Genomic DNA, 11,687 nt, shown 5'->3' with positions numbered 1-11,687 from the left:
CCCGCCCCCGCCGCCCCGGGGGGCCCCCCCCCCCCCCCGGCCGCGTTGCGTCACCCCCGGGCGTTGTCCACAGCCCCGGCGCCGGGCGGCGCACCGTCGTACTCTGGACACCCCCGGCCCGTGACACGCGTCGGGCCCTTCGCGTTGCCCACCCGGCCCCCCGGTACGCCCCCGGCGTACCGCGGGCCCTCGGACGGAAAGCCCTCCATGAGCCTGCACGGTCTGCTCGACGCCGTAGTCAAGGACACCGCCCTCGCGGAAGCGGCCAAGGCGGCCTCCGACGGCAACCGGATGCATGTCGACCTCGTCGGCCCGCCCGCCGCGCGCCCCCTCGCGATCGCCGCGCTCGCCCGCGAGACCGGCCGCACCGTCCTGGCGGTGACGGCCACCGGCCGCGAGGCGGAGGACCTGGCGGCGGCCCTGCGCTCGCTGCTGCCGCCGGACGGGGTGGCGGAGTACCCGTCCTGGGAGACCCTGCCGCACGAACGGCTCAGCCCCCGCAGCGACACCGTCGGCCGGCGCCTCGCCGTGCTGCGCCGGCTCGCCCACCCCCGCACCGACGACCCCGAGACCGGCCCCGTCTCCGTCGTCGTGGCCCCCGTGCGGTCCGTGCTCCAGCCGCAGGTCAAGGGCCTGGGGGACCTGGAGCCCGTGGCGCTGCGCACCGGCCGCAACGCCGACCTGAACGAGGTGGTGGAAGCCCTCGCCGCCGCCGCGTACTCCCGGGTCGAGCTGGTCGAGAAGCGCGGCGAGTTCGCCGTACGCGGCGGCATCCTGGACGTCTTCCCGCCCACCGAGGAACACCCCCTGCGCGTCGAGTTCTGGGGCGACGACGTCGAGGAGATCCGCTACTTCAAGGTCGCCGACCAGCGCTCCCTGGAGGTCGCCGAGCACGGCCTGTGGGCGCCGCCCTGCCGGGAACTGCTGCTCACCGACGAGGTGCGCGCCCGCGCGCAGGCCCTCGCCGAGCAGCACCCGGAGCTGGGCGAGCTGCTGGGCCGGATCGCCGAGGGGATCGCCGTGGAGGGCATGGAGTCCCTCGCCCCGGTCCTGGTCGACGACATGGAGCTGCTGCTCGACGTCCTGCCGAAGGGCGCGATGACGGTCGTCTGCGATCCGGAACGGGTCCGCACCCGGGCCGCGGACCTGGTGGCGACCTCCCAGGAGTTCCTCCAGGCGTCCTGGGCGGCCACCGCGGGCGGCGGCGAGGCGCCCATCGACGTCGGCGCGGCCTCCCTGTGGTCCATCGCGGACGTCCGCGACCGGGCCCGCGAGCTGGACATGATGTGGTGGTCGGTGTCGCCGTTCGCCGCCGACCTGGAGCTGGAGGCGGACACCCTCCAGCTCGGCATGCGCGCCACCGAGACCTACCGCGGCGACACCGCGAAGGCGCTGGCCGACACCAAGGGCTGGCTCGCCGACGGCTGGCGCACGGTCTTCGTCACCGAGGCGCACGGCCCGGCCGCCCGTACGGTCGAGGTGCTCGGCGGCGAGGGCATCGCGGCCCGCCTGGACGTCGACCTCGCGGACATCTCCCCGTCGGTCGTGCACGTGGCCTGCGGTTCGATCGACTACGGCTTCGTCGACCCGGCGCTGAAACTGGCCGTCCTGACGGAGACCGACCTCTCCGGCCAGAAGGCGGCCGGCAAGGACGGCGCCCGGATGCCGGCGCGCCGCAGGAAGACCATCGACCCGCTGACGCTGGAGGCGGGCGACTACATCGTCCACGAGCAGCACGGCGTCGGCCGCTACATCGAGATGGTGCAGCGCACCGTGCAGGGCGCGACCCGCGAGTACCTGGTGGTGGAGTACGCCCCCGCCAAGCGCGGCCAGCCCGGCGACCGCCTCTACATCCCCACCGACCAGCTGGAGCAGATCACCAAGTACGTCGGCGGCGAGGCCCCCACGCTGCACCGGCTGGGCGGCGCCGACTGGACCAAGACCAAGGCGCGCGCGAAGAAGGCCGTCAAGGAGATCGCCGCCGATCTGATCAAGCTGTACAGCGCGCGGATGGCCGCCCCCGGGCACGCCTTCGGCGCCGACACCCCCTGGCAGCGCGAGCTGGAGGACGCCTTCCCGTACGCGGAGACCCCCGACCAGCTCACCACCATCGCCGAGGTCAAGGACGACATGGAGAAGACGGTCCCGATGGACCGTCTGATCTGCGGCGACGTCGGCTACGGCAAGACGGAGATCGCGGTCCGCGCCGCCTTCAAGGCCGTACAGGACGGCAAGCAGGTGGCCGTGCTGGTGCCGACGACGCTGCTGGTGCAGCAGCACTTCGGCACGTTCAGCGAGCGGTACTCGCAGTTCCCGGTGAACGTGCGGGCCCTGTCCCGCTTCCAGACCGACACGCAGGCCAAGGGCGTCCTGGAGGGCCTGCGCGAGGGCGCGGTGGACGTGGTCATCGGCACCCACCGGCTGTTCTCCTCGGAGACGAAGTTCAAGGACCTCGGACTGGTCATCGTCGACGAGGAGCAGCGCTTCGGCGTCGAGCACAAGGAGCAGCTGAAGAAGCTGCGGGCCAACGTCGACGTGCTGACGATGTCCGCGACCCCGATCCCGCGCACCCTGGAGATGGCGGTCACCGGCATCCGCGAGATGTCGACGATCACCACCCCGCCGGAGGAGCGCCACCCGGTGCTCACCTTCGTCGGCCCGTACGAGGAGAAGCAGATCGGCGCCGCGATCCGCCGTGAACTGCTGCGCGAGGGCCAGGTCTTCTACATCCACAACCGGGTCGAGTCGATCGACCGGGCGGCGGCGCGGCTGCGCGACATCGTCCCCGAGGCGCGGATCGCCACCGCCCACGGCCAGATGTCGGAACAGGCGCTGGAGCAGGTCGTCGTCGACTTCTGGGAGAAGAAGTTCGACGTGCTGGTCTCGACGACGATCGTCGAGTCCGGCATCGACATCTCCAACGCCAACACGCTGATCGTGGAGCGCGGCGACACCTTCGGCCTGTCCCAGCTGCACCAGCTGCGCGGCCGGGTGGGCCGCGGCCGCGAGCGCGGCTACGCCTACTTCCTCTACCCGCCGGAGAAGCCGCTGACGGAGACGGCCCACGAGCGCCTCGCCACCATCGCCCAGCACACCGAGATGGGCGCGGGCATGTACGTGGCGATGAAGGACCTGGAGATCCGCGGCGCCGGCAATCTGCTCGGCGGCGAGCAGTCCGGCCATATCGCGGGCGTCGGCTTCGACCTGTACGTACGCATGGTGGGCGAGGCGGTCGCCGACTACCGGCGTCAGCTGGAGACGGGCGGGGTCGAGGAGGAGCCGCCGCTGGAGGTCAAGATCGAGCTGCCGGTCGACGCGCACGTCCCGCACGACTACGCGCCGGGCGAGCGGCTGCGTCTGCAGGCGTACCGCGCGATCGCCTCCGCCAACTCCGAGGCGGACATCAAGGCCGTCCGCGAGGAACTCGTCGACCGCTACGGCAAGTTGCCCGAGCCGGTGGAGAACCTGCTGCTGGTGGCGGGGCTGCGGATGCTCGCGCGGGCCTGTGAGGTCGGCGAGATCGTGCTCCAGGGCACCAACATCCGTTTCGCGCCGGTGGAGTTGCGCGAGTCGCAGGAGCTGCGTCTGAAGCGGCTGTACCCGGGGACGGTCATCAAGCCAGCCGTCCACCAGATCCTGGTGCCCCGTCCGAAGACCGCGAAGGTCGGCGGCAAGCCGCTGGTCGGACGGGAACTCCTCGGTTGGGTCGGAGAGTTCCTGGCGACGGTCCTGGGGTCGTAGCGGCGAGAGCGAAGAAGGCGAAGAGGGCCACGAGGGCGGAACGGGCGAAGCCGTCCACGCGCGAGGCGTGGGCGGCTCGGGTTCGGGCGAAGACGGCCCCGGATGCCCCGGCGGGTGCCGTTGCCGTGCGGGGCCGGAAGGTCGCTACGGCCGGTCGGGCCGGTCGCGGTCCATGCCGAGCGAGCCCTCAATCTTCTGCTGGGCCTGGTCGACCTGGCCTTCGTACTTCCCGCCGGTCTTCTCGTTGACCTTCTTCTCCGCGGTGTCGGAGATGTCCTTGGCCTTGTCCTGCCCGTGGTGCTTGAACCTGTCGAAGATGCCCATCCAGAGCTCCTTCCGGAGGACGGCTGTGACTGACGATACGCCGGAGTTGCGAGGAATGTGCACCTGAGCGCCCGAGTGGTCTGGACCTCGGGGCGGTTACGGTGTGCACGGACCGCTACGGGGAAGACGCTCCGTAGGGAGCGGGAACCACGGAGCAAGGGGAGGGGCGCTCGTGAGGCGTCTGAGGGGTGGGAGGGTGATCGCCGTCATGACCGCGATCACCGTGACCGGATGCAAGGACCGGACCACGGGTTCCGGGGGGCCCGCCCAGACCGGGAGCGGCGGCGCAGCGCTCGCCGCGGCCCGGTCGCTGACCGTCAAGGGGCGGGCGCCCAGGACCGGGTACGACCGGGACCGCTTCGGCACCGCCTGGGCCGACACCGGTTCGAACGGTTGCGACACCCGCGTCATCTCCGTGGCTGGGCGTCTGGCCGGCATGTTCTCCCAGCTCATCCAGGGGGTGGCCTGCCGTGCGTGACACCAGGCACGTGAGGCACATGAGCGTGGCCCGGCGGGTACTGGCAGGAGTCGCGCTGCTCGGCCTGCCCCTGCTGGCGACCGGGTGCAAGGACGTCGACCTTCCGGCCCACAACGCTCCGTCCGGCTCCGCCGTGCCGACGTCCCAGGACGGGCATGCCGTGAGCCCGCTGGACAATCCGGACGGGACGAAGCCAGGCCTGGCGGCCATCACCTCTGCCGGGGACAAGGCAAAGGCCCGAGCCCTGATCCAGAAAGTGACCACGAAGGGGCGCGGTCCGAAGACGGGTTACGCCCGCGACGAGTTCGGCTACGCATGGATGGATTCGGCACCGGGTGATGTCCCCTTCGCTCACAACGGGTGTGACTCGCGGAACGATCTGCTGAAACGCGATGGCCAGAAGGTCAAGTTCCGCAGCGGATCGGACTGCGTCGTCGTCTCCATGTCCCTCCACGACCCGTATACCGGCAGGACGATCGACTGGACGAAGTCGAAGGCCACCCAGGTCCAGATCGATCACGTCATGCCGTTGTCCTACGACTGGCAGATGGGCGCCTCCCGATGGTCCAAGGGCAAGCGGGAGGACATAGCGAACGACCCGCTCAACTTGATCCCGGTGGACGGCCCCACCAACGGCGCCAAGAGCGATTCCGGCCCCGCCACCTGGCTGCCCCCGAACAAGCAGATCCGCTGCTCCTACTCGGTGCGGGTGGCCCAGGTGTCGTTGAAGTACGACCTGCCGGTCACGGCAGCCGACAAGGAGACGATGCTGAAGCAGTGTGGCGGCTGACTGTGAAGTGACGGTGGGGAAAAACATGTTCGGGCCCTGGCCGGCGGACACGTAGGCTCCACGCCGTGGCTGATCGCATAGAGCAGATCGTGGCGACACTTCCGGACCGGGAGAGCGTCACCGACGTGTGGAAGGTGGCTGATCGCCGTATCGCGCGGGGAGACGCCGCCTTCCTCGCCGACCTCGGCATCGCACTCACCGGGGCTCAAGGGTCCGGCGCCGGGCGGATCTGGCAGTACAGGAGTGTCTTCGACCATCTGCTCCGCTTGCTGACCACCACCCCCGGCTCCGCGAACGTCACCCAGGCGTTGCGGCTCGTCTCCTCGGCCGGGAGCGCCGACGGAAAGCTGGACCGTTATGCCGCTTCCCTGCTGGCGTCGAGTCATCCGGCAGAGGAACTGGCCGTGGCGTTCACCGGGAACGCCACGGAGGAGCTGCGTGCCTGCCTGGTCCACGAACTCGTGCTCAGAGGCGCCGATGTGGTCGGGACGCCGGGAGTCGCAGGATGGGCGACCTCTCGTCACTGGCGGCACCACCCGCTGGGGTGGCTGCCGTTGACGCTGTCCGAAGTGGAAGGACGCCCGGATCTGCCCAGCTACTGCGCTCGCGGTGGCAGCCACTCGATGCCGTACGGTCGCCCGGCGAACCGCCCGGTGACGACCGGTGCCGGGGCACACGTTCCTGCGGCCCGGGAGACGACGACCCCGGTCATCGCCCAGCGCATCGGCACGGCTGTGGCGAACTGGGCCGAGGAGTCGAACGGACGGATCGAGGCGCGCTTGTTCGATCTCGAATCTCCTCTGGGGGCCGAGTCGGTGCCGAGCATGCTGCTGGCGCTGGGCCTGGAGTGTCTGAAGGGCGCGGGGAGAAAGACCGCCTTCTCGGCCGCCGCCTGCCCACCGGACCACGCCTGGCAGCTGCTGTTCGCCGCCGCCTCCACGGGAGGGGCCTACAACTCCGGCGTTCGCGGAGCCTACGGCCGGCTGGCCGCGTGGCGGTCCCTGGCCGCTCTCTCCGGGGCCGCAGAGGGCGGCCAGGCGGAGGAGGCCGAGGCGCGCGTACGAGAGTGCACCTGGTACGGCTTCGGCGCCGAGACCACATGGTTCGAGCGCGTGGCTTGGGACGTCGGCCTCGCCGCGGTCACTTCGGAACGCCGACGGCTGGCGGTGCTGGCCGCGACGGACACCGACTGAGCAGCAGTGGGATTGTCCTCCGCCTCGCGCAGTCGGCTCTCCAGGGCAGTGATCCGGTCCTTGGACTCCGACAGCTCTTGGTCCAGGGCCCGGGCCTCCCGCGCCACTTGGGTGACTGTGATGCGTCGGCCCGTACGCAGAAGGTCCTCTCCGGCTGCCCGGACCGGAAGCTCCCCACGGGAGGCAACCCGACCGAGGCGCCGGCGCGTTTCCGCGCGGACTGAGGCCCGCTTCGGGGTTCACGCGGAAAAGCCGACGGAGCGCACGCGTGACGCGTGCGCTCCGTGGCTTCCCCCTCCCCCGTCGGCCCGGCGGTCAGGACGTGGTGGCTGCCTTGAGCGAGTCCGCGAGGTTCCCCGCCAGCTTGGCGGCGTTGGCGGCGCCGTTGTCGCTGCCGGCGCTCGACATCACGGTGGCCACGGTGCTGCCCACGCGGACGGCGATCAGGGTGGTGCCGCTCTCCCAGTGGCCACTGGTGACGGTGATGGTGTAGGCCTCGTCACCGAGTCCGGGCGTGGCGCGGCCGGCGAGTTCGACCTTGGAGTGGTCGTCGAGGTCCGTGAACGCGGCGCATGCGGTGGCGGCGGCCTGCACGTTCTTCATGACGTCGGTCGCGGTCGTGCCCTGGAACGCGTCGAGTTCCTGGGTCATCTCCTCGGTCTGGTCCTGGTTGGCGTAGTCGCCCTGCGCGAAGGACACGCCGCCCTTGTAGCCGGACACGTCGAGCCAGGTGCTGTTCTCGAACTTGGAGCAGTCGGGCTTCGCCGTGCTCCGGCTCTGCGGGGACACGAACTCGCTGCCGCTGTCGGCGAAGCCGTCCTTGACGGCGGTGAGGTGGGACGGGAAGGCGGATGCGGGCGCGAGGGCCTTCTTCAGCTGAGTGCCCGTCATCAGTCCGGCGTTGGGGTCCTTCGCCGGCTTGTCCTGCGACGCGGCGGAGGTGTGGGAGGAGGAGTCGGTGGAGCCGGAGGAGCAGGCGGCGAGGGCCAGCGGGAGCGCCACGACGGCGAGCGTCTTGGCGAAGCGGGACGTGAGAGGCATGGGGGATTCCTTGAGTATGTCGGTCGGAGGGAAGGTGACGGGGACGCACGGCGATCGCTGTGGGTCCGGGTACGGCCCCGGTGGGGGACCGGTCGACTTCGGGGTGGGGCGGTCCTGCGGGAGAGTCCCGGCATGCGGGGGGTGCACCCGGTGCTCCGGTGTTCCGGATGAGGTGCGGTCGATGGCGGCCCGACCGCATTTGGCTCAGCCGGACTTCTTCCAGTCCCCGCAGCCGGACGTCTTGAAGTAGGCGTCCTTGGCGCTGATCGTGACGACGGCCGTGCCGGTGACGTTGTTGTTCGCGACGATCGAGTCGAGGCCGTGGTCGGCGTCCTTGGTGCGCTCCCAGTAGCAGGAGTCGTCGGCGTTGCCGGTGGACCGGTAGGTGCCGGGGGCGATGTCCGGGCCGACCGCGAACATGCCGCCGTCGCCGTCCATGCCGGTGGCGGAGGATCTCTCGGCCCGGCCGTCGGCGACGGCCTCCCAGTCCTTGCAGCCGGTGGACTTGAAGAGCTTGTCGGTGGCCTTGACGGTGACGTAACTGGTGCCGGTGACGTTGTCGTTGGCCAGGATCGAGTCCATCTCGCCCGAGGCGTCCTTGGCGCGCTCCCAGTAGCACATGCCGTCGGCGTTGCCGGTGGTGCGGTAGGTGCCGGGTTTGATGTCCGAGCCGACCCGGAACTCGCCGTCCCCCTCGAACGCGGCCTTCTTCTTCCCGGACGCCTCGGCCTTGCCGCCGCCGCTGTCCTTCTTCTTGCTGCCGGGCTGCTGCGCCGCGGACGTCGAAGAGCCCTTGTCGGCGGTGTTGCCCGTGCCGTCGGCACCGTTGTCGCCGGCGTTCGCCGAGACGACACCGATGACGACGATCCCCACCACGGCGCCCAGCGCGACCTTGCCCTTCATCCCCATGGCTGTCCCCTCCCCTGGCGTGGCGGCCGCCTTGATGGGGCCGCTCGTTCGCTGGGTCAATAAGACCAGAGCTTGTGAACCGAGTCAACACGGTTCACAAGTTCTCTTGCGTACACGCCGTGAATGGGTAGATCTTGCCTGCGTCGGTATGCTCGACGCCACGCATGAGCGAGCGGGACGAGGGGAGCGACGCGGGTGCAGGACAACGCGACTGAGGTGACCGCTGCCGGGATCGCCCGGCTCGCCGGCGTCGGCCGTGCGGCCGTGAGCAACTGGCGCCGTCGGCACGCCGACTTCCCCAAGCCCGTCGGCGGCACGGAGACCAGCCCGTCGTTCGCGCTCGCGGACGTCGAGGCCTGGCTGCGCCACCAGGGAAAACTTGCCGAAGTGCCGCTGCGGGAGCGGGTCTGGCAGCAACTGGCCGGACACCCCGAGGGTCCCGTCACCGCGCTCGTCCACGCCGGCTGTGTCCTGCTGCTCATCCATGACCGGCCGACGGTCTGGCTGGAGATGAGCGCGGGCTCCGACGAGCGCCTCGCCGCGCTGCTGCCGGCCGCGCTGGATCAGGTGATCACCCCACGGTTCGGCGCCTCGGCCGCGAGCGGGCGTGGTGTTCACGCTCATGGGGGCGCGGCGACTCCGGTGGCTGTGAACCGACCGCCCGCTGTGAACACTCCGGAGCCGGTCCCGGGGGAGTGGACCGTCCCGCCCGCCCCCGTCACCCCGGCGGTTCACGCCACCCCCACCCCGACCGCCTCCCCCGCCACTGCCACCACCCCCGCGGTCCACATCCCGACCAGCCCTCAGCTCCTCCCCTCCGCCCCGCTCCTGCGCGGGGTGGCCGAGCTCGCCGCCGACCTGGGCGCCCGTCAGACCTTCGAGTTCCTGTTCGGGCGGCACCTGGACGCCAACCCGCGCCAGTACACGCTCACCCCCACCGAGCTGGCCCGCCTCATGGCCGACCTCGCGGGCCCCGCCCGCACCGTCCTGGACCCGGCCTGCGGCACCGGCGCCCTGCTGCGCGCCCTCGACCCCCGCCCCGGCCAGGAGCTCTACGGCCAGGACAGCGCACCCGAACTCGCCGCGCTCACCGCGCTCCGGCTCGCCCTGCACGGCCGGGCCACCGTGCGCGCTGCCGTCGGCGACACCCTGCGCGCGGACGCCTGGCCGCACCTGCGCGCCGACACCGTCCTGTGCCACCCCCCGTTCAACGAACGCAACTGGGGCCACGACGAACTCGCCTACGACCCCCGCTGGGAGTACGGCTTCCCGGCCCGCGCCGAGTCCGAGCTGGCCTGGGTGCAGCACGCGCTCGCCCGGCTGCGGGACGGCGGCACCGCCGTCCTGCTCATGCCGCCCGCCGCCGCCTCCCGCCGCTCCGGCCGCCGCATCCGCGCCGACCTGCTGCGCCGGGGCGCCCTGCGGGCCGTCGTCGCCCTGCCGGTCGGCGCGGCACCCCCGCACAACATCGCGCTGCACCTGTGGGTGCTGCGCCGGCCCGAGAAGGCGCCCGGCCAGCCCGAGGTGCTGCTCGCCGATGCCGGGCAGTTCGCCGGCGAGGGGCGCGGCGGGCCCGACTGGCAGGCCGTCAAGGAAGCCGTGCTCGAAGCCTGGCGGGCCCACGACCGGGACGGCACCCTCACGGAACGGCCCGGCCTGGCACGGTCCGTGCCCGTCATCGAACTCCTCGACGACGACGTCGACCTGGCCCCGGCCCGCCACCTGCCGCCCCCGACGGCGGCCGACGGCGGTGAGCAGCTCACGGCCGTGCGCGAGCGCCTCGGCGAGACGCTGCGGCTGACCACCGGTCTCACCCCGCCGCCCGCCGTGACCGCACCGCCCGCCCGCTGGCCGCTCACCACCGTCGGTGAACTCGCCCGCGGGGGCGCCCTGGTGCTGCGCACGGGCGGAACCGGCGGTCCCGCACGCACGCCCGTCCTCACCGACCACGACGTGCTCGCCGGGACAGGCCCCTCGGGGACGCTGCCCGAGAGCGAGGAGGAGGCCGTCCTGACCGAGGCGGGCGACGTGGTCGTGCCGGTGCTCGGCGGCGGCTCGGTGGCCCGGGTGGTCGACGGCGGGACGGCGGGCGCCGCGCTGGGGCGCAACCTCGTGCTGCTGCGCCCCGATCCGGCCGCGCTCGATCCGTGGTTCCTCGCCGGGTTCCTGCGGGGTACCGCCAACAACCGCCAGGCCAGCAGCTACGCGTCCACCGCCACCCGGCTCGACGTGCGCCGGCTTCAGCTGCCCCGGCTCCCGCTGGACGAACAGCGGCGCTACGGCGCCAGGTTCCGCGCGCTCGACGAGTTCGAGCGGGCGCTGCGGTACGCGGGCCGGCTGGGGGACGAGCTCGTACGCGGTATGTACGACGGGCTGACGGACGGCACGGTGGCCCCGGGCTGAGCCCCGAGGGCCTGCGAAGTCTTACGAAGTGATCAGCATGACAACGGTTCGGCACAACCCGGGACCGGTTGTCCGCGTCGGCCTATACGCTCGAACTCCGATATCGAACCAGGCCCGGGAGCAGTCATGTACGGCCACGGCGCGCCGCCGCCCACCCGCAGCGCGGGTACCGTCGTCATCGTGCGCGTGCTGCTCGCGGCAGCCGGGATCCTGTCGTGCGGTCTGCTCGCCTGTGTCCCGCTGTTCCGGGTGGCGATCCTGCGCGGGCGGTGGTTCGACTGGACGGCGGCCTGGGTGTCCCTGCCGCTGTCCATCGGCGCCCTGGCGGTCGTCGGCAGCGTGCCGGAGACCGACGTCAGGAGCGATGTCGCGCTGGCCGTGGTGCTGATCCTCGGCGCCGGCAGCGCCGCCTACTACCTGGTGACCGACATCCGGATGGGCCAGGCCGCGCGCCGCTTCGGGGGCTATGCGCCGCCGCACGCGCAGACCGTCCAGGTGCCGTACGGCTACCCGCATCCGGTGCCGCCCGTCTCGCCGTACGCGAGCACGCCCGTCCCGCCCGGGCCCCCCGTGGCCCAGGCGTACATACCGAATCCGCCCATGCCCCAGACGCCCATGCCGCAGCAGACGCCCGTGCCCCAGACGCCCGTGCCGCAGCCGCCGCTGTCGCAGACCCCGCCGCCGCAGCGGCCCGCGCCCGCCCGCATCGACCAGGTGCGCGCCGAGCTCGACGAGCTCAGCGACTATCTGCGCAAGCACGAGGACCCGCGGGACGGCCGGCCCGAGGGCGGCCGGTGACCGCGACGAC

General features: G+C 72.0%; 8 protein-coding genes and 1 pseudogene. 6 read left to right on the top strand and 3 right to left on the bottom strand.

Features of this window, described 5'->3' with window-relative positions; all coding sequences use genetic code 11:
• Positions 1-207 precede the first annotated feature (207 nt).
• Complete coding sequence (gene mfd / locus ABT085_RS17760) at positions 208-3,741, top strand: transcription-repair coupling factor (RefSeq protein WP_351608080.1); 3,534 nt, start codon at positions 208-210, stop codon at positions 3,739-3,741.
• A 144-nt stretch (positions 3,742-3,885) separates the two neighbouring features.
• On the opposite strand, the gene ABT085_RS17755 is transcribed toward mfd, so the two are convergent.
• Positions 3,886-4,065 (bottom strand): antitoxin, encoded by a 180-nt coding sequence (locus ABT085_RS17755; RefSeq protein ID WP_351608078.1) that lies wholly within the window; start codon positions 4,063-4,065, stop codon positions 3,886-3,888.
• Between the two features lie 172 nt (positions 4,066-4,237).
• Between ABT085_RS17755 and ABT085_RS17750 the strand changes: the two are divergent.
• From ABT085_RS17750 to ABT085_RS17740, 3 genes and pseudogenes are all read left to right on the top strand, one after another.
• A pseudogene (locus ABT085_RS17750) lies at positions 4,238-4,471 on the top strand (hypothetical protein); the annotation flags it as partial.
• 91 nt (positions 4,472-4,562) lie between these two features.
• The gene (locus tag ABT085_RS17745) at positions 4,563-5,333 is read left to right on the top strand and encodes an HNH endonuclease family protein (RefSeq protein ID WP_351608086.1); all 771 of its coding nucleotides are present in this window, start codon (positions 4,563-4,565) and stop codon (positions 5,331-5,333) included.
• Positions 5,334-5,398: 65 nt separating this feature from the next.
• Entirely contained in the window at positions 5,399-6,526 is a 1,128-nt protein-coding gene (locus tag ABT085_RS17740; RefSeq protein ID WP_351608075.1) for a DUF6183 family protein, read from the top strand.
• Positions 6,527-6,841: 315 nt separating this feature from the next.
• Here the strand turns inward: ABT085_RS17740 and ABT085_RS17735 are convergent, their stop codons facing one another.
• Together ABT085_RS17735 and ABT085_RS17730 are read right to left on the bottom strand one after the other, a co-directional pair.
• Positions 6,842-7,567, bottom strand: coding sequence for a hypothetical protein (locus ABT085_RS17735; protein ID WP_351608072.1), 726 nt, complete (start codon positions 7,565-7,567; stop codon positions 6,842-6,844).
• A 204-nt stretch (positions 7,568-7,771) separates the two neighbouring features.
• Entirely contained in the window at positions 7,772-8,476 is a 705-nt protein-coding gene (locus ABT085_RS17730; protein ID WP_351608069.1) for an Rv1352/Rv1906c domain-containing protein, read from the bottom strand.
• Between the two features lie 195 nt (positions 8,477-8,671).
• On the opposite strand from ABT085_RS17730, the gene ABT085_RS17725 reads away from it, so the two are divergent.
• Together ABT085_RS17725 and ABT085_RS17720 are read left to right on the top strand one after the other, a co-directional pair.
• A complete protein-coding gene (locus ABT085_RS17725) occupies positions 8,672-10,879 on the top strand; it encodes an N-6 DNA methylase (protein ID WP_351608066.1) in 2,208 nt (735 codons plus the stop codon).
• Between the two features lie 126 nt (positions 10,880-11,005).
• Positions 11,006-11,677: a hypothetical protein gene (locus ABT085_RS17720; RefSeq protein ID WP_351608064.1), complete on the top strand. Its 672-nt coding sequence runs from the start codon at positions 11,006-11,008 to the stop codon at positions 11,675-11,677.
• Positions 11,678-11,687 lie beyond the last annotated feature (10 nt).

Origin of the sequence: Streptomyces sp. NPDC002265, assembly GCF_040296125.1 — a bacterium.
In the GTDB taxonomy this organism is placed as follows: domain Bacteria; phylum Actinomycetota; class Actinomycetes; order Streptomycetales; family Streptomycetaceae; genus Streptomyces.
This window is presented reverse-complemented; position numbering and strand designations above follow the sequence as displayed.